This is a genomic window from Nocardioides thalensis (assembly GCF_013410655.1).
Taxonomy (GTDB): Bacteria; Actinomycetota; Actinomycetes; order Propionibacteriales; family Nocardioidaceae; genus Nocardioides; species Nocardioides thalensis.
The window spans coordinates 1,494,192-1,518,867 of sequence record NZ_JACCFP010000001.1 but is presented as its reverse complement, the minus strand read 5'-3'; the positions used below and the strand labels follow the sequence as shown (position 1 = coordinate 1,518,867).

General features: G+C 71.6%; 23 protein-coding genes. 5 read left to right on the top strand and 18 right to left on the bottom strand.

Annotation, left to right across the window (positions count from 1 at the left end; translation table 11 throughout):
- Positions 1-32 precede the first annotated feature (32 nt).
- The 7 genes from HNR19_RS07495 to rplS form a co-directional block, all read right to left on the bottom strand.
- Positions 33-1,790 carry a pilus assembly protein TadG-related protein gene (locus tag HNR19_RS07495; protein ID WP_179667330.1) on the bottom strand — a complete coding sequence of 586 codons (1,758 nt, stop codon included), beginning with the start codon at positions 1,788-1,790 and terminating at the stop codon, positions 33-35.
- Entirely contained in the window at positions 1,790-2,218 is a 429-nt protein-coding gene (locus HNR19_RS07490) for a TadE/TadG family type IV pilus assembly protein (protein WP_179667329.1), read from the bottom strand. Before HNR19_RS07490 ends, HNR19_RS07495 begins: the two co-directional genes overlap by 1 nt.
- A gap of 138 nt (positions 2,219-2,356) precedes the next feature.
- Complete coding sequence (locus tag HNR19_RS07485; RefSeq protein WP_281366467.1) at positions 2,357-4,165, bottom strand: pilus assembly protein TadG-related protein; 1,809 nt, start codon at positions 4,163-4,165, stop codon at positions 2,357-2,359.
- 137 nt (positions 4,166-4,302) lie between these two features.
- A complete protein-coding gene (locus HNR19_RS07480) occupies positions 4,303-4,608 on the bottom strand; it encodes a DUF2469 family protein (RefSeq protein WP_179667327.1) in 306 nt (101 codons plus the stop codon).
- Entirely contained in the window at positions 4,605-5,342 is a 738-nt protein-coding gene (locus tag HNR19_RS07475; RefSeq protein ID WP_179667326.1) for a ribonuclease HII, read from the bottom strand. Before HNR19_RS07475 ends, HNR19_RS07480 begins: the two co-directional genes overlap by 4 nt.
- 16 nt (positions 5,343-5,358) lie before the next feature.
- Positions 5,359-6,183, bottom strand: coding sequence for a signal peptidase I (gene lepB / locus HNR19_RS07470; RefSeq protein WP_343047097.1), 825 nt, complete (start codon positions 6,181-6,183; stop codon positions 5,359-5,361).
- Between the two features lie 227 nt (positions 6,184-6,410).
- Positions 6,411-6,773, bottom strand: coding sequence for a 50S ribosomal protein L19 (gene rplS / locus HNR19_RS07465; RefSeq protein ID WP_179667325.1), 363 nt, complete (start codon positions 6,771-6,773; stop codon positions 6,411-6,413).
- Positions 6,774-6,918: 145 nt separating this feature from the next.
- Between rplS and HNR19_RS07460 the strand changes: the two genes are divergently transcribed.
- Positions 6,919-8,139, top strand: a complete 1,221-nt coding sequence (locus HNR19_RS07460) for a Fic family protein (protein WP_179667324.1) — start codon at positions 6,919-6,921, stop codon at positions 8,137-8,139.
- A 192-nt stretch (positions 8,140-8,331) separates the two neighbouring features.
- On the opposite strand, the gene HNR19_RS07455 is transcribed toward HNR19_RS07460, so the two are convergent.
- The 7 genes from HNR19_RS07455 to HNR19_RS07425 all read right to left on the bottom strand — a co-directional run bounded on the left by HNR19_RS07455 (position 8,332) and on the right by HNR19_RS07425 (position 14,346).
- On the bottom strand, positions 8,332-9,540 hold the full coding sequence (locus HNR19_RS07455) for an ammonium transporter (RefSeq protein ID WP_179667323.1): 1,209 nt from the start codon (positions 9,538-9,540) through the stop codon (positions 8,332-8,334).
- A 119-nt stretch (positions 9,541-9,659) separates the two neighbouring features.
- Positions 9,660-10,844, bottom strand: a complete 1,185-nt coding sequence (gene trmD / locus HNR19_RS07450) for a tRNA (guanosine(37)-N1)-methyltransferase TrmD (RefSeq protein ID WP_179667322.1) — start codon at positions 10,842-10,844, stop codon at positions 9,660-9,662.
- The gene (gene rimM / locus HNR19_RS07445; RefSeq protein ID WP_343047096.1) at positions 10,844-11,389 is read right to left on the bottom strand and encodes a ribosome maturation factor RimM; all 546 of its coding nucleotides are present in this window, start codon (positions 11,387-11,389) and stop codon (positions 10,844-10,846) included. The genes trmD and rimM overlap by 1 nt, the downstream gene beginning before the upstream one ends.
- 67 nt (positions 11,390-11,456) lie before the next feature.
- The gene (locus HNR19_RS07440) at positions 11,457-11,702 is read right to left on the bottom strand and encodes an RNA-binding protein (RefSeq protein ID WP_179667320.1); all 246 of its coding nucleotides are present in this window, start codon (positions 11,700-11,702) and stop codon (positions 11,457-11,459) included.
- A gap of 4 nt (positions 11,703-11,706) precedes the next feature.
- Positions 11,707-12,222: a 30S ribosomal protein S16 gene (rpsP, locus tag HNR19_RS07435; RefSeq protein ID WP_179667319.1), complete on the bottom strand. Its 516-nt coding sequence runs from the start codon at positions 12,220-12,222 to the stop codon at positions 11,707-11,709.
- 167 nt (positions 12,223-12,389) lie between these two features.
- Entirely contained in the window at positions 12,390-13,214 is an 825-nt protein-coding gene (locus HNR19_RS07430) for a TylF/MycF/NovP-related O-methyltransferase (RefSeq protein WP_179667318.1), read from the bottom strand.
- A 55-nt stretch (positions 13,215-13,269) separates the two neighbouring features.
- A complete protein-coding gene (locus HNR19_RS07425; RefSeq protein WP_179667317.1) occupies positions 13,270-14,346 on the bottom strand; it encodes an amidohydrolase family protein in 1,077 nt (358 codons plus the stop codon).
- A gap of 40 nt (positions 14,347-14,386) precedes the next feature.
- Between HNR19_RS07425 and HNR19_RS07420 the strand changes: the two genes are divergently transcribed.
- On the top strand, positions 14,387-15,232 hold the full coding sequence (locus HNR19_RS07420) for a sulfotransferase family 2 domain-containing protein (RefSeq protein WP_179667316.1): 846 nt from the start codon (positions 14,387-14,389) through the stop codon (positions 15,230-15,232).
- A gap of 69 nt (positions 15,233-15,301) precedes the next feature.
- Here HNR19_RS07420 and HNR19_RS07415 read toward each other — a convergent pair whose 3' ends face one another.
- Complete coding sequence (locus HNR19_RS07415; protein ID WP_179667315.1) at positions 15,302-17,356, bottom strand: glycoside hydrolase family 3 protein; 2,055 nt, start codon at positions 17,354-17,356, stop codon at positions 15,302-15,304.
- 162 nt (positions 17,357-17,518) lie between these two features.
- On the opposite strand from HNR19_RS07415, the gene HNR19_RS07410 reads away from it, so the two are divergent.
- Positions 17,519-18,682: an ROK family protein gene (locus HNR19_RS07410; RefSeq protein WP_179667314.1), complete on the top strand. Its 1,164-nt coding sequence runs from the start codon at positions 17,519-17,521 to the stop codon at positions 18,680-18,682.
- A gap of 11 nt (positions 18,683-18,693) precedes the next feature.
- Here the strand turns inward: HNR19_RS07410 and HNR19_RS07405 are convergent, their stop codons facing one another.
- The gene (locus tag HNR19_RS07405) at positions 18,694-19,062 is read right to left on the bottom strand and encodes an NYN domain-containing protein (protein WP_179667313.1); all 369 of its coding nucleotides are present in this window, start codon (positions 19,060-19,062) and stop codon (positions 18,694-18,696) included.
- A gap of 124 nt (positions 19,063-19,186) precedes the next feature.
- Positions 19,187-20,773, bottom strand: coding sequence for a signal recognition particle protein (gene ffh / locus HNR19_RS07400; RefSeq protein WP_179667312.1), 1,587 nt, complete (start codon positions 20,771-20,773; stop codon positions 19,187-19,189).
- A gap of 182 nt (positions 20,774-20,955) precedes the next feature.
- Between ffh and HNR19_RS07395 the strand changes: the two genes are divergently transcribed.
- Both HNR19_RS07395 and HNR19_RS07390 read left to right on the top strand, forming a co-directional pair.
- A complete protein-coding gene (locus HNR19_RS07395; protein ID WP_179667311.1) occupies positions 20,956-23,091 on the top strand; it encodes a carbon starvation CstA family protein in 2,136 nt (711 codons plus the stop codon).
- On the top strand, positions 23,088-23,273 hold the full coding sequence (locus HNR19_RS07390; RefSeq protein WP_179667310.1) for a YbdD/YjiX family protein: 186 nt from the start codon (positions 23,088-23,090) through the stop codon (positions 23,271-23,273). The genes HNR19_RS07395 and HNR19_RS07390 overlap by 4 nt, the downstream gene beginning before the upstream one ends.
- A gap of 12 nt (positions 23,274-23,285) precedes the next feature.
- On the opposite strand, the gene HNR19_RS07385 is transcribed toward HNR19_RS07390, so the two are convergent.
- A complete protein-coding gene (locus tag HNR19_RS07385) occupies positions 23,286-24,638 on the bottom strand; it encodes an APC family permease (RefSeq protein WP_179667309.1) in 1,353 nt (450 codons plus the stop codon).
- Positions 24,639-24,676: the final 38 nt, after the last annotated feature.

Below are 24,676 nucleotides of genomic sequence, written 5' to 3'. Positions count from 1 at the left end.
TGACTACGGCACTGGCCGGCCCCGCGAGGGCCTCAGTCGACGAGCCGGATCACCCGTGGCCCCGACCCCGCGTAGTCCGTCGTACCGGCCGCGTCCATGGGCGGCAGCGCGTTGCCGTTGATGAACACGACCTGCACCGACTCGATCTCGCCGTGCCGGTCGAGGGTCAGGCCGTTCCCCGGACCGGCCGGCGTGGTCCGCGTGGCCGAGTTGGGCTGGCCGGTCAGGAACGCCGGCCGGAAGCCCACGATCTGGTAGGACCTGCTGGCTCCCGACGTTGGCTGCACCCGCAGGACCGGGATCAGCATGAACCGCGGCGAGTGGTAGATCGCAGGCGAGAAGACGGGGTCCCCGGCGTAGTCCGCGGAGTTGACCGTGCCGAGGTTGACGCCGTCGTCCGTCAGGAAGCACGACAACGTGTCGTTGTTGATCACGAAGCCCTCGAGCACGGTCGTCGCGGGTACGCCGGACTCGGCGCAACCGGTGCCGGGCTGCACGTTGCCGAGCCGTCCCTTCGTCGACCCGACTCCCTCGATGAAGCCGGCCTGGGCGGCCTGGGCCGCCATGCCGGGGTCGGTGGAGATGCAGTTGGTGGCCTCGTTCGGCCACAGCACGGTGCCGGCCGTGCCCGTGCCGCAGAGGCCCGTCGCCACCGGCGACGGGTGGGCGGCGAGGGTGTGCTCCAGCCCCTTCGCGATGTTGAGGGCGATCTGGACGTTGGTCGACCCGCCACCCCAGCTGGGGAACAGCCGCAGGGTGCCGAAGTTGCCGCCGCTGGAGCCCTGGCCGCAGGTCAGCGTGGGGTTGCCGACGATCAGCGGGAGCGCGAGCAGCGCGCCGCGGTTGTCGTAGACCTTCGACCAACCGTCGCTGGTCCGGACCCGGACGTACCAGTCACCAGGCACGGTCCGGACTCCTGCCGGGACGTTGGCCAGGCGGATCGAGGTGTCGGTGTGCGTGGCGAAGTCCGCGGCGGGCACCCACACCGGCGAGCTGCCCCCGGGCTCGAAGAAGCCTAGCCCCGTCACGGGCTTCTGCGCGTTCTTGAGGCCGGTGCCCGCGATCGTGAGCGGCGACGGGTCCGGAGCCGGGACGGTGATCCTCGGCGGGTCCGAGAGAGGATCGGTCGTCAGGCTGGTCAACGTGGCACCGTTGGACTCGTCGGGGAACGCGAGACTGACCGTCGTCGCGGCGTGCCCGTTGTTGGGCTGGGCGATGGTCTGCCGCCCCCAGTCACAGCCGACGAAAGCGTAGAAGGGCACCGACCGCACGGCCGGAGACCTGATCGCCGCCGTCGCTTGCGCGTCGACCCGGGTGCTGTCGGAGCCGAGGACGGGCGCGAACGCGAAGCTCACCTCCCGCTCCGGGCTCAGGACCGTCAGGAGGTACGGGTCGGGGGCCAGCCGGAGCGCCCCGGACACCGTGGACACCGTCCCGTAGAGGACCTCTCCGTTGGCGAGGTCGCAGTCCACCAGGCCGGTCGGGGTCGGCGTCACCGCCCAGGTGTCGCCCGCATTCGCGACCAGGTGCGCCGCCACGTCCACGACGGCCTGGTCGGTCGCCACGGCCCGCGGTCCGTAGCCGCACGATCCCGACGTCGTGCCGGGCAGGTTGCTCCCCCCGACGCCGGCGAGCGCCGCGAGGTCGGTGTCCTTCTGCACGTCCTGCCGCTGGACGAACGCCTGGCCCAGGTCTACGGCCATCGACGCGGCGCCCATCAGCACGACGGACAGCAGCCCGACCAGGACCGCGACCTGGCCCTCCTCGCCCCGACGACGGTGAAGCCGCATCAGCAGCCGCCCGGCGTGGACTCGCTGTCCTCGACGCGGGCGCTGGCGGTGCGCGTGACCGTGGGGTCGTAGAACTCCGAGATCACCGGCAGGTTGAAGTCAGCCGTCTCGAACGTCACCGTCACCTCGACCGTCGTGCCGATGTCCTCTGCCTCGAGGGGCTCGGTGGGAGCCGAGACCGCGAGCGGGATGGAGCCCGCGTCGGCCGGCCCGAGTCGGCTGTCGACCAGCGCGAGCTGGGCGGCCGCGGACTGGCAGTCGCCGACCGAGATCCGTCGGACCAGGTCGCTCGCCGCCGAGGTGCCGGACTGCATCGCGTAGAGGTACCAGCTGAACTGGAGGATGCCGCCGACCAGGACGAGCAGGAACGGCAGCACGAGGGCGAGCTCGACCGCGGCAGCACCACGTTGCTCACGGCGTACGCGCACGTCCGCGCCCTCCCACCTTCCCGAGTGCTGCCCTCCCTGACAGCACTGACGAGGGTAGGGAGTCCCGGGCGTGGGCCATAGCACTCACGAGGAAATGAGGACGAAGGTCCCGGAGCGGCGCGGTCCTCCTCGGTGCGCTCAGCCGACCAGCCGTGGCGTCCCGCACTGCGGCGTCGGCAGCGCGAAGAAGTCGGCACCGGCGAGGGTGAGTCCCATCCCGGTCTGGAGCGGCACGAGGATCTCGTTGACCGTGTCGACCACCTGGTTGGCGAGCGCGAACTTCGTGAGCAGGCTCGGCAGCACGCCCTGGAGGAGCGGGTTCACCGCCGCCGTCAGGACGTCGGTCGCGATGGTGATCCCGCCGACCTTCACGGGGCCGACCTCGAGCGTGCTCTCGACCAGGTCGAGGTCGACGTACGGAAGCACCGTCCGGTCGATGCCCGCCGAGACCGGCTCGCCGTACTCCTGGGGCGGGTAGGACACGGTGACGTGCGTGGGCAGCGTGCTCGCGGGCTTCGAGGCGTTCGCGCTGACGGTCATGGCCACCCTCACCGGCACCTGGACCTTCACCGTTCCGACCAGGAGGGGCAGCTGGACCTCGACGCTGCCGCCGAGGATCACCGAACCGTTGAGGCTGGTGGTGATCAGGTCCCGCCAGATGTCGGCCTCGAACGTGACCGGGGGCCCGCAGTTGACGTCGGTCAGGCGGCCGTGTGCCCCGGCCAGCTCGACGGAGAGCGCGAGGACCACCCGGTTGTCCGGCTTCCCGTCCGCGCCCTGGAGCCGGAGGCTGACCGGCCCCTTGTCCAGGAGCGGTGCGTTGTCGAGCTGGAGGTTCGCGGTGGAGTTGAGCCGGACCTGGGCGGTCCGCGCCTCGTCGTCGTCGCACGCCCGGCGCGGCTCCTCGATGATCTGGAAGGAGGTGCTGGTCCAGCCGATCGAGGAGTTCCCTGCCTGGAGGTTGGCCAGGTCCAGGAAGTTCTGGCCGTTGGCCAGGAACGCGGAGCCGACGAGCAGGTCGAGCACGTTGAACTCCGTCTCGAGAGCTGCCGCGGACGAGGACGAGAGAGCGATCAGGTCGCCGATCAGCACCGGCTGCTCGGCGACGAAGCTCGCCGCCGCCCACTCGAGCACCTTCGCCTCGGCGGTCTTGCCGTCACGCTCGAGGACCGTGGCGATCGCGAGGTAGAAGTCGGACAGCAGCACGGTCGTCGTGAGGAGCCCGTCGACGGTGCCGAGGTCCACGCTCAGCTCGTCCACGATGTCGAGCAGGGTCACGCGGGTCGTCGCCAGGCCGTTGTAGCCGACGAGGCCCACGGTCGACTGGCCGACCAGCTGCTCCATCAGGTCGCCGAACAGCTCGGCGGCCGCGGGCTTGACCGTCGCGGCGTACGAGCCGAGCTGGAAGCACGCCGCGGACTCTGCCGCGCCGATGGCCCTGCGGCTCGCCTGCCCGTCCTCGACGCCGGTCACGCCGGCGAAGGCGAACCCGACCGAGGTGGATGCCTGCACCCTGACGGCCGTCGGGACCTCGCTCGGCAGGACGGCCAGGAACTCGCCGTCCGCGTCCATGACGCCGAGCGTGATGGTCAGCGCGGGTGGGTCCGCGGGGTCGAACCCGAGGGTCGAGGAGTTCCTCAGCGTCGACGCGTCGGCTGCCGACTCCATCGGCCCCTGCAGCTCGCCCGCGGTCCGCTCGCCGTCCAGCTCGCGCGCCAGGTCCAGCGCGACGACGTCGGCCAGCGCCTGCATGTCGGAGCGCGCCACGCGCTGCATGCCGAGGTCGACGACGAACGCCGCCGCGAGCATCAGCACGACCATCACCGCGCTCACGAACAGGGTGACCGCTCCGCGGTCGTCCCGGCGTGCCGGGGCCCGCCGCCACTCGTATCGAGCGATCACTCCCCCGTGACCGGGCGGCCCTCGATGGCATCGTCGACCAGGCATGCCAACGCCTTTCCCAGGTGACGGGTCACCCTCCCTGAGGACCCATCACCCGGGAGCGTAGGCAGGGGCGGGACGCACCCGCCAGAGGCGGGCGGGAAATCGGGACCAAGGTCCCGGGACCCCTGTTGAGCGTTGAACTACTTGGGCAGCTCGAGGTCGGAGGTGGCCAGCTCCTCGACGTTGACGTCCTTGAACGTCAGCACCTTCACGCTCTTCGCGAAGCGCGCCGGGCGGTACATGTCCCACACCCAGGCGTCGTTGATGGTCACCTCGAAGAACACCTCGCCGGCCTCGGTGCGGGCCTTCACGTCGACGGAGTTGCAGAGGTAGAACCGGCGGTCGGTCTCGACGACGTACTTGAAGATGCCGACGACGTCGCGGTACTCCCGGTAGAGGGTGAGCTCCTGCTCGGTCTCGTACTTCTCGAGGTCCTCGGCGCTCACGGCATCTCCCCATCGTCTGCTTCACACGGCCCGGCTGGATCCTCCGACTCTAGCGCCGCGGTGGTGTCCTCGGGCCACGGTTCGAGGCCCGCTGCGCGCCGTACGTTGACGAACCGCATGCGGTGCACCGGCGAGGGTCCGTGCCTCTCGAGGGCGGCGCTGTGGGTCGGCGTGATGTAGCCCTTGTGCGTCTTGAAGTCGTAGGCCGGCCAGTCGGCGTCCATCTCGGTCATGATCCGGTCGCGCGTCACCTTCGCGAGCACCGACGCCGCCGCCACGCACGCCGCGACCCGGTCGCCCTTCCACACCGCCAGGCCGGGCGCGCCGAGCCCGTCGACGGGGAAGCCGTCGGTGAGGACGTACGACGGCGCGACGTGCAGCTTGGCGACGGCCCGCCGCAGCGCCTCGACGTTGGCGACGTGCATCCCGAGCCGGTCGCACTCGTCGTGCGGGAGCACGACCACCGCCCAGGCGTCCGCCCGGCGCACGATCTGGTCGTAGCAACGCTCCCGGGCCGCGGCCGTCAGCAGCTTGGAGTCCGCGAGCCCGGGGATGATCCCCGCCTTGCCGGGCGGCAGGATCGCGGCGCCGGCCACGAGCGGCCCGGCGCACGCACCACGCCCGGCCTCGTCGACTCCGGCGATCGGCTCGATCCCGTGCCGCCTCAGGGCGCGCTCGTAGCCGTAGAGGCCGGCGTCGCGCCGTACCGTCGCTCCCCTGGGCAGCGTCGACATGTCGTGCTCGCGGCTCCTACTCGGCCGTGAGCGAGTCCTCGGGCGCACCCTCGGGGTCGTTGGGCACGTCCGCGAACGCCTCGGGGCGGCTGATCCAGTCCCAGCGGTCCTGCGGCCACACGAGCGAGAACACCCGGCCGACGACCAGCTCGGTGTCGACCCAGGGGCTCGTCGTGCAGGACTCCTGCTCCGTGCCGCACAGCTTGTAGCGCGAGTCGGCCGACTCCGCGCGGTTGTCGCCCATCACGAAGAGCTTGCCGTCGGGCACCGGGCCGACGGTCCAGTCGCACGGCTGCGCGCCCGCCGGCGCGTCGAAGTCGCCGGCGCACTTGCCGTGGGCCTTGGCGATGTACTCGCTCTCGTCGACCGGCTCGCCGTTGACGAGGATCCTGCCCTGCTCGTCGCAGCACTCGATCACGTCGCCCTCGGTGCCGATGACCCGCTTCACCAGGTGCCCGCCGGTCGGGTAGAGCCCGACCTTGGACAGCACGTTGGCCAGCCCGGTCGGCTGCTGGTCGTCGCCACTCTGGAGCCAGCCGCCCGGGTCCTCGAACACGACGACGTCGCCCCGCTGCGGGTCGCGGCCGAACCAGTACGAGACCTTCTGGACCAGGATCCGGTCGTTCTCGATCAGTCCCGGCTCCATCGACTGCGACGGGATGTAGAACGCCTGCACGAAAAGCGTCTTGATGACCACGGCCAGGCCGAGCGCGATCGCGAGCAGCAGGATGCTCTCCTGCCACACCGGCATGTGCTTGCGCTTCTTCTCCGGCTCCTGCGCCTCCTCGCCCGCCGCCGCGACGTCCTCGGGGGTCTCCGGATCGGAGGCATCAGTGGTCACGAGGGTCGAGTCTAGGCGAGCAAGCGAGCGACCCAGCACCGGGCGAGGAACGAGCCCGGAGGTGCTGGGGTCGCGAGCGCGCGAGCCACCCGCGAAGCGGGTAGGAGGGTGGCGATGGGTTCCGGGAACGGCCTCGGAAATGCAGTACGCCGCCCGCAGGACTGCGGACGGCGTACGAGGTCTCGATACGCCCTCGCCTAGCGGCTCGGGCTACTCGACCAACCTGATCAGGCCTCGCGGCGCTCCTTGATCTTGGCGGCCTTGCCGCGGAGGTTGCGCAGGTAGTAGAGCTTCGCGCGACGGACGTCACCGCGGGTGACGACCTCGATCTGCTCGAAGATCGGCGAGTGGAGCGGGAAGGTCCGCTCGACACCGACGCCGAAGGAGACCTTGCGGACGGTGAAGGTGCGGCCGACGCCGGAGCCGTGGATCCGGATGACGACGCCCTGGAAGATCTGGACACGCGACCGGTTGCCCTCGACGACCTTCACGTGCACCTTGACGGTGTCACCGGCGCGGAAGTCGGGGATGTCGGTGCGCTTGGCCGCGTTGCCGAGCTCGGCGACGACGGCGGGGGAAACGTTGCTCATGATGGCTCCTCGCGAGTGCCACAGGTCAACCGCGGAATAGTGGTTCGATATCCGGTGGGCGGCACGTACGACGATTCCCCTGTGGCAGAAGCGTCCGTGGCCCGACGGACGATCTTCCCACAGCGTCGAGGACAGGTGGAAATCGGTGGCACCGGCACCGGCACTGGACTGGACGCCGCACGCCTGGGAGCGGCGGCCGTGGCGGCAGCGGGTACGGCGGGGACCGCGCGCCGACCGGCAGGTGACCGAGATCGAGGTCAGCCTGCCGCCGATGATCCGCGACCTCGACTACCCGATCGACCGGCCGCTCGCCGCCATGACCACCGCGAGCACCGGCAACCTGGGCCACCTCGACCTGGTGCACGGACGCACCCTCGACGGCCTCAACCACCTCCAGCTGCGCACCGAGTCGGTCGACTCCTCGAAGATCGAGAACGTCGACGCGAGCCTGGCGGACTACGGCCGGGCGCTGCTGGGTGTCGGCGCCAACGCGTCGGCCACGTCGATGGCCTCGGCCACCGCCGCCCTGGCGACGATGATCCGCGACGCGGAGGACACCCGGAGCATCCGCGCGGAGGCGATCCTCCGCGCCCACCACCAGCTGTTCCGGCACCACCCCGACGAGGCGCCGCGGGCGGGCAGGTTCCGCACGACCCAGAACTGGGTCGGCGGCAGCGACTACTCGCCCCTCGGCGCCCTGCACGTGCCCCCGCCGCCGGAGACGGTGGAGGGCTACATCGACGACCTGGTCGCGTTCGCCAACCGCGACGACCTGCCGCCGCTGGTGCAGGCCGCCATCGTGCACGCGCAGTTCGAGTCGATCCACCCGTTCATCGACGGCAACGGCCGGATCGGGCGCACGCTGATCCACGCCGTGCTGCGCCGGCGACGCGCCACCCGGCACCTCACGGTCCCGATCGCCTCGGCGTTGGTGGGGCACCGCGACCGCTACTTCGCGGCACTGAACGACTACCGCAGCGGCCGCGCCGCCACGCTGATCGCGATGCTCGCCGCCGCCACGAGCGTCGCGACCGCGGAGTCGTGGGCGACCGCGACGTCGATCCGCGAGATCCGGGCGCGCTGGCACGACACCGTGGGCGGCTCCCGACCCGGCACCCCGCTCCACCGGCTGATGGACCTGCTCACCGAGGAGCCGATCGTCAACATCGCGCTCGTGATGGAGCGCCTCGACCTCCCCGAGAGCGCCGCCGTCGACGCCGTCGACACGCTGACCGCGGCCGCCGTACTCACCCGGGCCGCCCGGTCCCGCCGCGCACCCGTGTGGCTGGCCCAGGACGTCCTCGACGAGGTCCAGGACCTCTCCTCGAGGATCCAGGCGGCCAGCCGCCGCCTCGGCGACCTCTGAGCCCGCCGAACAGGCACGGTTCGGCTCGCGAACTGGCAGGGATCGGGGTCCGAGCGGGCGGGGTTCGGCGTACCCGAACGGCGACGGGGCCCGGGCCCGCAGCGCGTGCGGACCCGGGCCCCGATCAGTGCCGTGTCGAACCCCGGACTGTGCCAGTTCGAACCCCGAACCATGCCGGTTCGGCCAGCGGATTCAGTTGATGGCGTAGCCCTCGCCGTGGAGCGCGAGGTCGAGGCCGGCGACCTCGTCCTCCTCCTTGGCGCGGAAGCCGATGGTCTTCTCGATCGCGAAGCCCACGACGTAGGCGACGACGAACGAGTAGACGAGCACGGCCACCGAGCAGACGACCTGGGCGACCAGCTGGTCGACGTTGGCGCCGTAGAACAGGCCGGTCTCCGGGAACGCGGCGATGAAGCCCAGCGCCCAGCAGCCGATGATGCCGGCGACCAGGTGGATGCCGACGACGTCGAGCGTGTCGTCGTAGCCCAGCTTGAACTTCAGGTCGATCGCGAAGGCGCAGATCACGCCGGCCACCAGGCCGAGCAGCATCGCGAACACGGGCGTCACATGGGCGCACGCCGGGGTGATGGCGACGAGGCCGGCCACGACGCCGGAGGCGGCGCCCACGGCGGTCGCCTTGCCCTCCTTGAAGTGCTCCACGGCGATCCAGCCGAGCATCGCGGCGGCCGGGGCGCCGACCGTGTTGAGGAAGATCAGGCCCGCGCCGGCTTCACCGGTGTTGAGACCGGTGTTGAAGCCGAACCAGCCGAACCACAGGATCGCGGTGCCGATGAGGACGAGGGGCACGTTGTGCGGCTGCGCCTCCTCCTTGGAGAAGCCGACCTTGCGCTTGCCGAGCACCAGCGCGAGCGCGAGCGCCGCCGCGCCGGCGTTGATGTGCACCGCCGTGCCGCCGGCCCAGTCGAGGACGCCGGTCTCGCCGAAGTTGAAGATCCAGCCGTGGTCGGCGTTCCACACCCACGCCTGCACGGGGAAGTAGGACAGCGTGGCCCACACGCCGGCGAAGAGCATCCACGGCCAGAAGCGCGCGCGGTCGGCGACGGCGCCGGAGATCAGCGCGACGGTGATGATCGCGAACGAGGCGCCGAAGGCGACGCCGGTCAGGGGCGAGCCCTCCGCCTCACGCGCCAGGTCGCCGAGGCCGAAGTCGGAGAACGGGTTGCCGACGAACTTCCCGAGGCCGTCGCCGGTCAGGTCGCCCATGTTGAAGCCGTAGAGGATCCACAGCACGCTGATCAGGCCGAGCGAGCCGAAGCTCAGCATCATCATCGAGATGACGGACTTGGACTTCACCAGGCCGCCGTAGAAGAACGCCAGGCCCGGCGTCATGAAGAGAACGAGTGCGGTGCAGAGCAGCACCCACGCGGTCGAGTCGGTCATTGGTACCTCTCGGGGTATCTCGGGAGTTCGTCCGAGGGACCGCTTCGTTGCTGGCCCCCGTCTCCCGGAATCCTGACGAGGCGTCGTTTCGTCTAAAGTCAGGCCGTGTTTCCCGGGTGTTACAGGTTTTCGGGTGCGCGGCGTCGCCGTTTCGTCAGCATGACGGTCCCCAGCGGCCCGTCCAGATCGGGCCGCATCCGGTAGCCGGCCTTCTTGTAGAAGCGCTGGTTCCGCTCGCTGCCCGCCCCGGTGTAGAGGGCGTACGACGCCGCTGCCGCCGGCGCGAGGGCCTCGACGTGCTCGAGCAGCGACCGCCCGATCCCCTCGCCCTCCACGTCGGGCGCGGTCATCAGCCTGCTGATCCACCACACGTCGCCATCGAGCCGGCCCGTGACCGAGCCCACGATCCGCCCGCCGCGCCGGACGACGGAGAGGCGCACCTCGGGATCGCGGATCCGCGCCGCCATCTCCTCGAGGGTCTCGACCAGCGCGGGGATCTCGCCGACGCCGAGCTCGGGGTTGGAGATCGCCTCCTGCACCCAGCAGGCCCGCTGCAGCACCAGCAGCTCCGGGGCGTCGCCCGGCACCGCCGGCACGATCGGGGAGCCGTCCTCGAGCGCGGAAGGGGCGAGCAGGTCCGGCCGGCGCTCGGCCGTACGGCGCCGCGCCTGCTCGCGCCGCCAGGCCGCGATCGCGCCGTGGTCGCCCGAGCGGAGCACCGCGGGGACCTCGCGGCCCTCCCAGGCGGGAGGCTTGGTGTAGACGGGGTACTCCAACAGGCCGCCGGCGTGCGACTCCTCCACCAGCGACGCCGCGTTGCCCATGAAGCCCGGCAGCAGCCGGACCACCGCCTCCGTGATCGCCAGGGCGGCGACTTCTCCCCCGTTGAGCACGTAGTCGCCGAGGCTCACCTCCCGCACCTCGGCGAGGTCACGGGCGTGGTCGATGACCCGCTGGTCGATGCCCTCGTAGCGGCCGCACGCGAAGACCAGGCGCTCGCGGGTCGACAGCTCCGCGGCGAGCGCCTGGGTGAACGGCTCGCCCGACGGCGTCGTGAACACGACCGTGGTGCCCGCGCCGACGCCGAGCTCGGCGAAGGCCTCGCCGAACGGCTCCGGCTTCATCACCATGCCGGCGCCGCCGCCGTACGGCGTGTCGTCGACGGTGCGGTGCCGGTCGTGCGTCCACTGCCGCAGGTCGTGGACGTGCACCTCGAGGAGCCCGCTCTCGACCGCCTTGCCGGGGAGCGAGAGCCCGAGCGGCGCGAGGTAGTCGGGGAAGATCGTGAGGTAGTCCAGCCGCATCAGGAGTCCTCGGGCAGCGGCGTCACCAGGCCGGGCCGGTCGGCGATCACGACCCTTCCGGCCGCCAGGTCGACCTCCGGGACCAGCGCTGTCACGAACGGCACCAGCCCCTCGTGGCCGTCGGGGGTCCGCACCTGGAGCAGGTCCTGGGCGCCGTGGACCAGGCCGGTGACCTCGCCGAGGCGGGTGCCGTCGACGTCGTACGCCGCGAGCCCGATCAGCTGGTGGTCGTAGAACTCCTCGGGGTCCTCCGGCGTCTCGTCCAGAGGTACGGCGGCGCGGAGCAGCACGCCGCGCGCGGCCTCCGCGGCGTTCCTGTCGCCGAGCTCCTCGAACGTCGCGAGGAGCACGCCCTGGTGCCAGCGGGTGCGGGCCACCGTCAGCTCGCGGTGCGGGAACGCCGAGCCCTTCGGCGGCGCGGCCAGGAGCCGGGCGCCGGCGACGTAGCGCAGGTCCGGCTCGTCAGTGCGGACGTCGACCGTCACCTCACCGCGGATGCCGTGCGGCTTCCCGATCCGGCCGACGACGAGCTCGATGGTCTCCACGGGTTCCCTCTCGAAAAATGCGCTGACGGGCGCCGCCATTGTGGCAGCGCCCGTCAGTGGTGCTGGATCAGCGTCGGCCAGGCCGGTCGGTGTCGACGAAATCGACGCGGGTGCCGCTGCCGCCGAGCGCGGAGATCACGGTCCGGAAGGCGGTCGCCGTGCGGCCGCCCCGGCCGATCACCTTGCCGAGGTCGTCGGGGTGGACCCGGACCTCGAGGATCGAGCCGCGACGCAGCTGCTTGTCGCGGACGACGACGTCGTCGGGGTTGTCGACGACGCCCCGGACCAGGTGCTCCAGCGCCTCCGCCAGCATGGGCTCAGGCCTCTTCCGAGGTCTCGGCCGGCTTCTCGTCGGCAGCAGCCTCGGCGGCCGGCTCCTCGGCGGGCGCCTCGGCCGGGGCCTCCTCGGCGGCGGGCGCCTCGGCGGGAGCCTCCTCCACCTTGGGCTCTGCCTTCTTCTTCGTGGTCACCGCGGCGCCCTTGGGCTCGTTCTGAGCCTCCTTGAGCGCCTCGTTGAAGACCTCGAGCTTGTCGCGCTTCGGCTCAGCGACCTTCAGGGTGCCCTCGGCGCCCGGGAGGCCCTTGAACTTCTGCCAGTCGCCGGTGATCTCGAGGATGCGGGCAACGGCCTCGGTCGGCTGCGCGCCGACACCCAGCCAGTACTGCGCGCGGTCGGAGGTCACCTCGATGTACGAGGGCTCCTCCTTCGGGCGGTAGGTGCCGATCTCCTCGAGCACGCGACCGTCCCGCTTCTTGCGGGAGTCGACGACGACGATGCGGTACTGCGGCACCCGGACCTTGCCCAGGCGCTTCAAACGGATCTTGACGGCCACGTTTGTGGTGTCTCCTTGAGAACTTGTGGTGGGTGGGACGCTCCGACCAGGTGGGGAACACCGGCGTCACGGCCCGATGGGCGCTGGCTGCCGGGTAGAGAGGGTCCCGACGGCACAGAACTCAAGGGGAAAGTCTGCCACGGGCGGCCCGCGGGGCAGAAATCGAGTCAGCCTTCGCGGACGACGTGGACCTTGGCCCGCATCTCCACCCGGAACCCGGGCCGGCCGGCGAAGTACTCGTCGACCGCGGTGCGGCAGCCCGACCAGGTGTAGTAGTCGTCGATGACCAGGCGTCCGCCGGGCACGAGCCGGGGCGAGATCCGCTCGAGGCACGTCATGGTCGAGGCGTACCAGTCGCCGTCGACGTGCGCGAGCGCGACCGGCTCGTCGCCGGTGATCGTGTCCTCGAACAGGCCCTGCACCAACCGCACCGCGTTGTCCTCGACGGGCACGCCGTGGCGCGCGAACGAGGAGGTCACCTCGCCGAGGAGGTCGTCCCGGTAGCCGTAGTAGTCGTCGTCCCGCTCGCTGCCCTTCCCGGCGACGATCGCGGCATAGCGCTCGTGCACGTCGGCGCCGTCGCGCTCCCCGGGCGCCGGGATGAGGCCGAACACGTCGTGGACGTGGAGCTCCCGCCCGGGTGACTTCGCCAGCGCCATCGCGATCGCCGAGCCCCCGCTGGCGGTGCCGGCCTCGATCAGGATCCCGTCGCGACCGGCCGCCTCGGTCTCGAGCACGCAGGAGACCAGGGACTCGAGCTGCTCCTGCGCGAGGAACGTCAGCTTGTCCTCCCGCAGGGCCGTGATCTTCCGGGCGAGGTCGGGCGGGACGCGGTGGTCGGGGAACACGTCGAGACTGAAGGTCCGGAGCGCCTCCAGCTCGCGGCGCATCAGAGCCAGCTGCCCCTTTCGCTTCTCGAGCTCGGCCTTGAGGGCGGCGATGCGCTGCCGTGCCTTCTTGAGCTTCTGCTGTCGTTCGGGGGTCGCGGCCACGGCCGACAACGTACCGGCCCCGGGCGGTGCCGTCCGGCCGCGGGGGCCCGTCCGATCAAGCGACGACGCGGCCCCGGAGCACGACCCGTGTCGGCGACCTCAGCACGGAGAGGTCCTCGACCGGGCTGCGCGGGTAGACGACGAAGTCGGCCGGGTCGCCCTCGCCGAGGCCGGAGTTCCAGCCGAGCCACGCCCGGGCTCGCCACGAGGCGGCCGCGAGGACGTACGACGCCGGCAGGCCCATGTCGGCCATGGCCTCGATCTCCTCGTGCAGCACGCCGTGCCGCGCGCTCGTGCCGTCGTCGCTGCCGACGTAGAGCGCGATGCCGGCCTCGTAGGCAGCCATCAGCACGTCGCGGCGGCGGGCGTGGAGCCCCTCCATGGTCCGCGCGTAGGTGGGGTACTTCTCGCGGCCGGCATCGGCGATGCCGAGCATCTTGTTGGTCTGGAGCACGGTCGGCACCAGCGCGACGTCGTTGTCGACCATCTGCTGCAGGTGGTGCTCGGACAGGCCGACGCCGTGCTCGATGCAGTCGATGCCGGCGTCGAGAAGGGGGCCGACCGAGTCGGTGCCGAAGCAGTGGGCGGTGACCTTCGCGCCGTGCCGGTGCGCCGTCGCGATCGCCTCGGCGACCGCGTCCTCCGGGAAGGACGGCGTCAGGTCGGCCTTCTCGCGGGAGATCCAGTCACCGACCAGCTTGACCCAACCGTCCGCACCGGCCGCCTCAGCGGCCACGGTGTCGGCGAGCTCGCCCGGCTCGATCTCGAGGCCGTAGTTGCGCAGGTAGCGCTTGGTGCGGGCGATGTGGCGGCCGCACCGGATCAGCCGGGGCAGGTCCTCGCGGTCCTGGACCCAGCGGGTGTCGGAGGGCGAGCCGCAGTCACGGGTCAGCAGCACGCCGTTGTCGCGGTCGGCGATCGCCTGCGCCTCGATCGCCGCCGGCTCCATCTCGCCGCCGCCGTCCTCGAGGCCGAGGTGGTTGTGCGCGTCGACAAGCCCGGGGACGATCCAGCCCTCCCCCGCCGTCTCCGCCCCGAGGGGCTTCTCGTAGGTGACGACGCCGTCGACGACGAACAGCTCACGCACCTCGCCGTCGGGAAGGACCGGGCCTGAGAAGCGCAGGGGGCTCACTCCGCCGACGCTACCAATCGACGACTGCGATAATGCGGGCGTGCTCCGCAGCCAGCTTCCCCCGCGCCGGGGGCACGCGTTCGTGCTGCCGGAGATGAAGACGCTGTACGTCTCGACGCCCAAGGCCGCGTGCACCACACTCAAGTGGATCTTCGCCGAGCTCGGCGGCGAGGACCTGGCGCGGCTCGGCCCGCCGGCCGGCAAGTCCCACGGATCGCGGATCCACCACCGCGGCCAGTGGCAGAGGGTGCCCGCTCCCCACGACCTCTCCGACGAGGAGCTCGCCGACATCGACCCCGCGAACGGGTGGCACGTCTTCGCCGTCGTCCGCCATCCCGCCAGCCGCCTGTGGTCGTCGTGGCAGCAGAAGGTCCTTCTCGGGACGCCCGCGATCCTGGAGAAGACGCCGCGACACCTGATCCCCGACCCGCCGGCCAGCAGCGCCGACATCAGGGCCGCGTTCCGGGCGTTCGCGCTCGGACTCGCGGCCGGCGAGTGCGACGCCCTCCTCGACGACCCGCACTTCACGCCACAGCAGCGCCTCCTCCGGCCGCGGCGGGTGCCGTTCAGCCGGATCTACACGATGGACGAGATGGACAGCGTCCTCGCCGACCTGGGCGAGCGCGCGCGGCAGCACGGACTCGGCGCGCTGCCCACCCCGGGCTCCCACAACTCGACCCCGCTGAAGCCGCTGCGGTCCGTCTTCACGCCCGAGGTCTGCGCGGCCGTCGACGAGGTGTACGGCGCCGACCGGCGCCTGTGGTTCGCCGCGAGCGACCCGGTACCCCGCGCGGGGACGGACCCGGACTGGCCCGACGAGCAGATCGCGCTCGTGCGGCGCGCGATGGGGCGCGAGAGCCGCAGCAGGTTCACCGCCGACGGCTGAACCGGACGCCGGCACAGCTGGGACCGGAGTCCACCCGGTCCCCGGGGTGCCGGGGACCGGGTGGACGGGTCACCGGTGGTGACCGCGGTGGCCGGTGCGCAGGCCCCAGCCGTAGGGGTAGAGCGGGTCGTAGTCGGCGTCGCCGATGTTGATCGGCTCCTGCTCGACGCTGCGCGGCCACGTGACGGGCAGCCGGCCGGTGAACGGCCGCTTCCCGAACAGCACGTCCGCGACGCCCCCTCCCTCGCTGCCGGGCAGCCACGAGGCGACGAGCGCGTCGGTCTGCTCGAGCAGCTCCGGCGGGATGATCATCGGCCGGCCGGAGACGACGAGGACCGTGCAGCTGGCCGCGGCGGCGCAGACGGTCTCGACCGCGGCCGTGTCGGCCTCCGAGAGCAGCATGGTCTTCTCCGGCCGGAGCACGCCCCCGTCGCCGGGGTCCCAGCCCCAGCGCGGGCCACCGACGTCGCCGAAGCCCTCGGCGTACGGCGTCTCGCCGACCACGACGACACCGTGCGCGCCCGCGGGGACCGGCGCCGACGCGTCGGCGGAGAAGGTGACGTCGCCGTGGGCGGCGTCCTCGATGGCGTCGAGGACGGTGTCGCCCGGGATCACGTTGGTCGAGCCGCCCTGCCACGTGAGCGTCCAGCCGCCGGCCTGGTTGCCGATGTTGTCGGCGTTGCTCCCGGCGACGTAGACGTCGTCGGACGACGACAGCGGCAGCGTGCGGTCCTCGTTGCGCAGCAGCACCTGCGACTTCGCCACCGCCTCGCGCGCGACGCGGCGGTGCTCGGGGCTGCCGATCTCGTCGATGTGCCGCCGGTCGGTGAACGGGTCCTCGAAGAGCCCGAGCTCGAACTTGGCGGTCAGGATCCGCGACACCGCGTCGTCGATGCGCTCCTCCGGCACGGTGCCGTCCTCGACCAGCTGGACCAGCGTCTCGATGAACTGCGGGTAGCCGACGGTGTCGCCCGAGAACGGCTCCATGAACATGTCGACCCCTGCGTTCACCGACACCGCCACCTGGGTGGCGTAGTCACCCGGGATCTGGTGGATCGCCCTCCAGTCGGAGATCACGAAGCCGTCGAAGTCCATCTTGTCCTTGAGCCAGCCGTTGATCAGCTCGTCGTGCGCGTGCATCTTCAGCGGGTTGCCGAGGCCGTCGTCGGTCCAGTCGACGCTCGAGAAGGACGGCATGACCGAGCCGACGTCGTGGTGCTTGATCGCCGGGACGTACGGCGAGAGCGCCAGCCGGGCGAAGTCACGGCGGGAGGCCTCGGTGATGCCCTGGTCGATCGTGTAGTCGCCCTCGCCGGTGCCGAACGTGGTCAGCCCGTCGCCGGCGAAGTGCTTGGCGGTGGCCAGCACGTGCTCGGGGTCGTCGAGGTCGCCCCGCCGGCTGCCCTGGAGGCCGTCGATGATCGTGCCCATCCGCGCGGCCAGGACCGGGCTCTCCCCGAAGGACTCGTACGTGCGGCCCCAGCGGTCGTCGCGGGCCACGCACAGGCAGGGCGAGAAGTTCCACTGCGGCCCGCTCGCGCGGGTCTCCTCCGCGGTGATCGCGCCGATCCGCTCCACGAGGCGCGGGTCGCGGGTCGCCCCGAGCCCGATGTTGTGCGGGAACACGGTCGCGCCGTTGAGGTTGGCGTGCCCGTGCACGGCGTCCACGCCGTACAGCAGCGGGATGCCGAGGCGGGTCGACAACGCCTGCTCCTGGAAGGCGTCGACCATGTCGGCCCAGCCCTCCGGGGTGTTGTCGGCGGGCACCGAGCCGCCGCCGGACAGCACGCTGCCGAGGAACAGGTCGGCGATCTGGCCGGGGTCGGCGGACACGTCCGCGCGCTCGGCCTGCGCCATCTGGCCGACCTTCTCCTCCAGCGTCATCCGCGACAGGAGGTCGGCGACGCGGCGCTCGGTCGAGAGCCGGGGGTTCTTGTACGGCGCACCGCGGCCCGGTCGCTCGGTGAACCGGTCGCCGGCGCTCTCGACGCCGGCGGGCGCGCCGGACGCGGCGGCTCCCGCATCGACCGCGAGGCCGGCCGCGACGAGGACTCCTGTGGCGAGCACGGCGGGCAGGCGCAGCCGCCGTGGTCGGGATCGATCAGGAACGCGCAGAAGGGACATCGGTGTTCGCCTCTCCGAGATGGGCCGGCGTGGCCGGGGACGTGTGCTGGGGGTCACATCCGTGGCTCAACGTAGGGATCGGTTTTTCTCCGCGTCAATGCGTAAAGAAGCGCGAACGGGCCCTTGTTTGTCAGAGGACCGGACGAATAGCGTGGCGTCGCCGTGAGTCCCTCCACCCCGCTCGAGCGCCTGCGCTCCGCCAACCGCAAGTCCGTCGTCGCCCTGCTGGCCGCCGAGGGCCCGCTGAGCCGCGCCGACCTGGCGCGCGCGACCGGGCTGTCCCGCACGACGGTGTCGACCCTGGTCGCGGACCTGGTCGCAGCCGGTCAGGTGGTCGAGACCAACGACCGCGGCACCCCGCACAAGGGCGGCAGCGGCCGACCGCCCCTCCTCGTCTCCCTCGCACCCGGCACCGGCGTGGTGGCCGGCGTCGACCTGGGTCACCGGCACCTCCGGGTCGCGGTCGCCGACCTGGCCGGCACCGTCCTCGGCGAGGCCAGCGACGCCGTGGACGTCGACGCCGACAGCGACCGGGCCCTCGACCACGCGTCACGGCTGGTCTGCGACCTCGTGGCGGGCCAGGGTCTCGACCTCACCGACCTCGAGCTCGTGGGGATGTGCGTGCCCGCACCGCTCGACCGCCGGTCCTCGCGGATCAACACCGGGATCCTCAGCGGCTGGCGCGACGTCTCCCCCGCCCAGGAGCTCGGCCGCCGGCTGTCGGTGCCCGTCGTCGCCGACAACGACGCCAACCTCGGCGCCCTCGCCGAGCACGCCCGCGGCGCCGCCCGCGGGAGCGCGCACGCCGTGTTCGTGAAGGTGGCCTCCGGCGTGGGGGCCGGGATCGTGCTCGGCGGCCGGCTGCACCGGGGCGCGACCGGCCGGGCGGGCGAGATCGGCCACGTCCAGGTCGGCGAGGACGGCGCCGTGTGTCGCTGCGGCAACCGCGGCTGTCTCGAGACCCTCGTCACCGCACCCCGGCTGATCGAGGTGCTGCGGCCGGCGTACGACGAGCCGCTGTCGACGGAGCGGGTGCTCGAGCTCGAGCGCGAGAACGACGCCGGCGTCCGCCGGGTCCTCAACGACGCGGGCCGCGTCGTCGGCCGGGCCCTCGCCGACCTGTGCAACAGCCTCAACCCCGAGGTCGTCGTGGTGGGCGGGTCCCTCGGCGCCTCGGACGGCCTGCGCGAGGGCATCCGCTCGGCGATCGACCGCTACGCCCAGCCCGACACGGCGTCGGCCGTCCGGGTCGTCGCGGCCGAGCTCGGGCCGCGGGCCGAGCTGGTCGGAGCGCTCACCCTCGCGGTCAACCGCGCGACCGCCTGAGGACCCTCGAGTCAGAGCTGGGAGAGCAGCCAGCTCGGGCTGAGGGTCGTGGCCCCGACACCGTGGACCCGGGCGTCGAGCGCCCGGTCGGCGGTCACGACGACCACCCGGTCGCCGCGGGCGGCGGCGGCGCGCGCCTCGGCGACGATGGTGGCGTCGCCGTCCTTGGCGGCATGCACCGTGCGGACGTGCGCGTCCTTGCCGGCCCGTACGCCGCCCTTGGCCTGGCCTTCGAGCACCAGCACGACGACGTCGTGGCCGGTGTCAGCCACGAGCAGCTCCTCGTGCAGCCGGCGGGCCGCACCGGCCCGGTCCTTCCACCAGCCGTCGGGTCGCGCGCCGACGACGTTGGCGCCGTCGACGACGAGGACGGTGGTCATGGCTCCCTTTCGGCTCACTGGGTCTCGCTACACCGCTGCGCGGGTTCGCGGGCTCACCCGCGGCGGCACTCGACCTGGCCGCCCGACGCCGCGCGCTCGCTGCGCTCGCGCACGGCTGGGCGTCTCACTTGAGGAACTTGGAGAAGTCCTTGGGGAGGTCGAGGTTCGCCGCGGCGGCCTCGTAGTCGATGTCCTCGCCGGGCAGGCCGAACGGGTTCGCCGAGGACGCGGCCGCCTTCTCCTTGGCCTGGGCCGCCTCCTGCGCCGCCTTGGCCGGGTTGCCCGACCGCCGCTTCTTGCCCTTCGCCTGCTGCTTGGCCTTGGCCTTCGCCGACACGCGCTTGCCGCCGCCGGGGCCACCGGCACCGGGCATGCCGGGCATGCCCGGGACGCCGCCGAAGCCGCCACCCTTGGCCATCTGCATCATCATCTTGCGCGCCTCGAAGAACCGGTCGACGAGGTTGTTGACGTCGGACACGGTGCGGCCCGAGCCCTTGGCGATGCGCGCGCGGCGGGAGCCGTCGATGATCTTGGGGTTGGCCCGCTCGGCCGGCGTCATCGAGCGGATGACGGCCTCGACCCGGTCGATCTCGCGCTCGTCGAAGTTCTCGAGCTGGTCGCGGACCTGGCCCATGCCGGGCAGCATCTTGAGGATGCTCGACATCGACCCGAGCTTGCGCACCTGCTGCATCTGGGACAGGAAGTCGTCGAGCGTGAACTCGCCGCCCTGACCGGTCAGCTTCTGCGCCGCCTTGAGGGCCTCCTCCTGGTCGAACGCCTTCTCGGCCTGCTCGATCAGGGTCAGCACGTCGCCCATGTCGAGGATGCGCGACGCCATCCGGTCGGGGTGGAAGACGTCGAAGTCAGTGAGCTTCTCCCCCGTCGACGCGAACATCACCGGGCGGCCGGTGACGTGGCGGATCGACAGGGCGGCGCCACCGCGGGCGTCGCCGTCGAGCTTGGTGAGGACCACGCCGTCGTAGCCGACGCCGTCGAGGAACGCCTGCGCGGTCGTCAGCGCGTCCTGGCCGATCATCGCGTCGACGACGAAGAGCACCTCGTCGGGCTGGACGGCGTCGCGGATCCCGGCGGCCTGGGCCATCATCTCGGCGTCGACGCCGAGGCGGCCGGCGGTGTCGACGATGACGACGTCGTGGAGCTTGCGCTTGGCCTCCTCGATCGACGCTCTCGCCACGCCGACGGGGTCGCCGACGCCGTTGCCGGGCTCGGGTGCGAACACCGGTACGCCGGCGCGCTCGCCGTTGACCTGGAGCTGGTTGACCGCGTTGGGCCGCTGGAGGTCGCAGGCGACGAGCAGCGGCGTCTTGCCCTGCTCCTTCAACCAGAGCGCGAGCTTGGCCGCCAGCGTGGTCTTCCCGGCACCCTGGAGACCCGCGAGCATGATGACGGTCGGGCCGGACTTGGCGTACCGGAGCCGGCGGGTCTCGCCACCGAGGATGCTGACGAGCTCCTCGTTGACGATCTTGACGATCTGCTGGGCGGGGTTGAGCGCCTGGCTGACCTCCTCGCCGCGCGCCCGCTCCTTGACGGCCGCCACGAAGTCCTTGACGACCGGGAGCGCGACGTCGGCCTCGAGCAGCGCGATCCGGATCTCGCGCGCGGTGGCGTCGATGTCGGCCTCGGAGAGCCGTCCCTTGCCGCGCAGGTTCTTGAACGTCGCGGTGAGCCGGTCGGAGAGAGTGGCGAACACGGGTGATGCGTCCTCGGGTGGAGTCGGGGCCTGGCGTCGGGCCGGTCGGGCTGGGTCGGACTGGGCCCGCGGCCTGCGGACATCCGATCCTAACCGGCGGTCCCGTGGGGGCGGGTGTCGGCGACCGCTCGGCACCGCCAGCGGGGACGTGTGTGATCGAGGGCACAGGGTAACGCCGGGGCATGAAGCCCCACTCCGCCCTTCTCTGGACATTGATCGCTGTGCTCGGAGCCGGTTGCTGGGCCGTGCTCGCGCTCGTGCGCGGGGAGCAGATCTCCGCGCTCTGGATCCTGTTCGCCGCGCTGTCGTCGTACCTGATCGCCTACCGGTTCTACGCGCGCTTCATCGCCGACCGGGTGCTCGGGGTCGACGACACCCGTGCGACACCGGCCGAACGCAGGCAGGACGGCCAGGACTTCGAGGTCACCGACCGGCGCGTGCTGTTCGGGCACCACTTCGCCGCGATCGCCGGGGCCGGTCCCCTCGTCGGACCGGTGCTCGCTGCGCAGATGGGCTACCTGCCGGGGACGATCTGGATCATCGTCGGCGTCATCCTGGCCGGCGCCGTCCAGGACATGATGGTGCTGTTCTTCTCGATGCGCCGCGACGGCAAGAGCCTCGGCCAGATGGTGCGCGACGAGATCGGCGTCATCGGCGGCACGGCGGCTCTCGTCGCCGTCTTCGCGATCATGATCATCATCCTCGCCGTGCTCGCGCTGGTCGTCGTCAACGCCCTGGCCGAGTCGCCGTGGGGCGTGTTCTCGATCGGGCTGACGATCCCGATCGCCCTGTTCATGGGCTTCTACCTGCGCTACCTGCGACCCGGCCGGGTGATGGAGGTGACCGCGATCGGCGTCGCGCTGCTGCTCGCGGCGATCGTCGTCGGCGGCTGGGTCGACGACACCGCTCTCGGCGAGTCGCTGACCCTCTCCCACGAGACGCTGACGATCTGCCTCGTCGTCTACGGCTTCGTCGCCTCGATCCTCCCGGTCTGGATGCTGCTGACCCCGCGCGACTACCTCTCGACGTTCATGAAGATCGGCGTGATCGTGCTCCTGGCGGTCGGCCTGGTGGTGGCGAGGCCGGTGCTGGAGAACGTCGACGTCACCGAGTGGGCGATGGACGGGACCGGACCGGTCTTCGCGGGTGAGCTGTTCCCGTTCGTGTTCATCACCATCGCCTGCGGCGCCCTCTCGGGGTTCCACGCGCTCATCTCCTCGGGCACGACGCCCAAGATGATCGCCAAGGAGAGCCACGTCCGGATGGTCGGCTACGGCGGCATGCTGATGGAGTCGTTCGTCGCCATCAGCGCGCTGATCGCCGCGTGCGTGATCGACCAGGGCCTCTACTACGCGATGAACTCCCCCGCCGGCGTGACCGGGGGCGAGGCGGGGACAGCGGCCGAGTTCGTCGGCGGGCTCGGCTTCTCCATCACGCCCGACGCCCTCACGCAGGCCGCGGCCGCCGTACAGGAGCCGACGCTGATCTCCCGGACCGGCGGCGCGCCCACGCTCGCCGTCGGCATCTCGCAGATCTTCACCGACGCGTTCGGCGGCGGGCTGGCCGCCTTCTGGTACCACTTCGCGATCATGTTCGAGGCGCTGTTCATCCTGACCGCCGTCGACGCCGGCACCCGGGTGGGGCGGTTCATGCTGCAGGACACCATCGGCAACTTCTGGCCGAGGTTCGGCGACACCACGTGGAAGCCGGCTGCGTGGACCGCGAGCGCCGCCGTGGTCGCCGCCTGGGGCTACATGCTGTACGTCGGCGTCACCGACCCGCTCGGCGGCATCAACCAGCTGTTCCCCCTGTTCGGCATCTCCAACCAGCTGCTGGCGGCGATCGCGCTGTGCCTCTGCGTCACGCTGATGCTCAAGCACGGCAAGGCGAAGTGGGTCTGGGTGCCGCTCATCCCGCTGGCGTGGGACCTGGTCGTGACCATGACCGCCAGCTACCAGAAGGTCTTCTCCGACAACCCCGCGATCGGCTACTTCGCGCAGGCCGACCGCTACCGCGAGGCCCGGGACGCCGGCGAGGTCCTCGCGCCCGCGACCGACGCCGGGCAGATGGACCAGGTGATCACGAACTCCACGACCAACGGCGTCCTCCAGCTCACGTTCGCCCTGCTGGTGGTCGTGGTGGTCGCCAACGCCGCCGTGGTCTGGGTCAAGGCGCTGCGGGCGGGCAGCTGCCCGACGACCGAGGTGCCGCACGAGCCCTCGTCGATCGTCGCTCCGTCGGACTTCTTCGCCACCGCCGAGGAGAAGCGCGCGGTGCGCGAGTGGGAGGACTCGCGGATGACCGGGAGCTCTCGATGACCGCGGTGACGCGCTGGTGGGCGGGTCTGCGCTGGTACCTCAAGGAGGCGACCGGCGAGGCCCGCTGGGAGAGGTACGTCGCCCGGTGCGCTGCCGAGGGACGCGAGCCGATGTCGCGCCGCGCCTACGAGCGGCATCGCTCCGACCACCGCGAGCACTCCGCCGCCGGTCGGTGCTGCTGAGCCGGCGGCTCCTCAGCCGTCGAGGGGACCGTCCGCGACGGCGGCGAGCTCGCGGTTGCGGGCGTGCCGGGCGATGAGGAACAGCACCGAGCCCAGCGCGACGTAGCAGCCGGCGATGATCCAGGTCTGGGAGTCCTGCTGGGTGAGCAGCGCGATGCTCGCCGCCAGGGCGAGGATGGGGACGACGCGCGGCGCGGTGAAGTGCTCGTGCTCGACCCGGTCCTTCTTCAGCACGAGCACCGAGACGTTGGCCGAGATGAAGACGAGCACCAGCAGCAGCACCGTGGTCCCGGCGAGCACGCTCACGTCGCCGACGAAGCTCATGATCATGGTGACCCCGCCGACCGCGAGGATCGCGACCCACGGCGTCCGCCGGGTCGCGGCCACGCGGCCGAAGATCTCCGGCAGCAGACCGGCCTCCGCGAGGCCGTAGGTCGCGCGGCTGGCCATCACCATGAAGAGGAGCGCGCCGTTCGCGATGGCCACCAGGGCGATCGCGGCGAAGAGCCAGGACGGGAAGTCGACGCCGGAGGCGTCGATCACCTCGAGCAGGGGGCCGTCGGACGTCGCGAGCTGCTCGGTGGGCACCACGATGGAGGCGCCCAGCGCGATCAGCAGGTAGACCGCGCCCGCGGTCAGGATCGCGCCGAAGAGCGCGCGGGGGTAGGCCCGGGACGGGCGCTTGACCTCCTCGGCCATGTTGGCCGCGGCCTCGAAGCCGAGGAAGGAGAAGAACGCGGTGATGGTGGCCGCGAACGCGCCCTCCGTCGGGCTGATGCCCTCGGCGAACGTCGTCACCCGCGTGACGTCGCCGTCGCCGCGTCCGAACACCATCGCGGCGACCACGATGATGATGACCAGGCCGGTCATCTCGATCAGGGTCGCGACGACGTTGGTCATCAGGGACTCGCGGACGCCGCGGAGGTTGATGACGACCAGCACGGCGATGAACGCGAGGGTGACCGGGACGGCCGGCAGGTCGACCAGCTCCTGCAGGTAGTCACCTGCGAAGGCGTTGGCCAGCGCGGCCGACGTCGTGATGCCCGACGACAGCATCAGGAAGCCGATGACGAACGTCAGGTAGGGCTTGTCGAAGGCCCGCTCCGCATAGCGGGCGGCTCCCCCGGCGTGCGGGTACTTGGTGATCAGCTCCGCGTACGTGCCCGCGGTCAGCAGTGCGAGCACCAGGGCGATGATCAGCGGCAGCCAGAGCGCACCACCGACGTCGACCGCCATCCCGCCCACCAGGGTGTAGATGCCCGCCCCGAGGGTGTCGCCGACGATGAAGAAGAAGAGCAGCAGCGTGGTCGCGCTGCGCTTGAGCTTGGTCTCGGGACCCTCTGTGGGGACGAGCGTGTCCGTCATGACCCGCAAGGTGCCCCAGAAGAGCGATCGTCATACGA

What these genes read in the sequence shown, in the direction of transcription:
- HNR19_RS07495 (WP_179667330.1), bottom strand. Translation starts at nt 1,790, where the DNA reads ATGCGGCTTCACCGTCGTCGGGGCGAGGAGGGCCAGGTCGCGGTCCTG.
- HNR19_RS07485 (WP_281366467.1), bottom strand. Translation starts at nt 4,165, where the DNA reads ATGCCTGGTCGACGATGCCATCGAGGGCCGCCCGGTCACGGGGGAGTG.
- HNR19_RS07475 (WP_179667326.1), bottom strand. Translation starts at nt 5,342, where the DNA reads ATGTCGACGCTGCCCAGGGGAGCGACGGTACGGCGCGACGCCGGCCTC.
- rplS (WP_179667325.1), bottom strand. Translation starts at nt 6,773, where the DNA reads ATGAGCAACGTTTCCCCCGCCGTCGTCGCCGAGCTCGGCAACGCGGCC.
- HNR19_RS07455 (WP_179667323.1), bottom strand. Translation starts at nt 9,540, where the DNA reads ATGACCGACTCGACCGCGTGGGTGCTGCTCTGCACCGCACTCGTTCTC.
- trmD (WP_179667322.1), bottom strand. Translation starts at nt 10,844, where the DNA reads ATGCGGCTGGACTACCTCACGATCTTCCCCGACTACCTCGCGCCGCTC.
- HNR19_RS07440 (WP_179667320.1), bottom strand. Translation starts at nt 11,702, where the DNA reads ATGCTGGCGGAGGCGCTGGAGCACCTGGTCCGGGGCGTCGTCGACAAC.
- HNR19_RS07415 (WP_179667315.1), bottom strand. Translation starts at nt 17,356, where the DNA reads ATGTCCCTTCTGCGCGTTCCTGATCGATCCCGACCACGGCGGCTGCGC.
- HNR19_RS07405 (WP_179667313.1), bottom strand. Translation starts at nt 19,062, where the DNA reads ATGACCACCGTCCTCGTCGTCGACGGCGCCAACGTCGTCGGCGCGCGA.
- HNR19_RS07395 (WP_179667311.1), top strand. Translation starts at nt 20,956, where the DNA reads ATGAAGCCCCACTCCGCCCTTCTCTGGACATTGATCGCTGTGCTCGGA.
- HNR19_RS07390 (WP_179667310.1), top strand. Translation starts at nt 23,088, where the DNA reads ATGACCGCGGTGACGCGCTGGTGGGCGGGTCTGCGCTGGTACCTCAAG.
- HNR19_RS07385 (WP_179667309.1), bottom strand. Translation starts at nt 24,638, where the DNA reads ATGACGGACACGCTCGTCCCCACAGAGGGTCCCGAGACCAAGCTCAAG.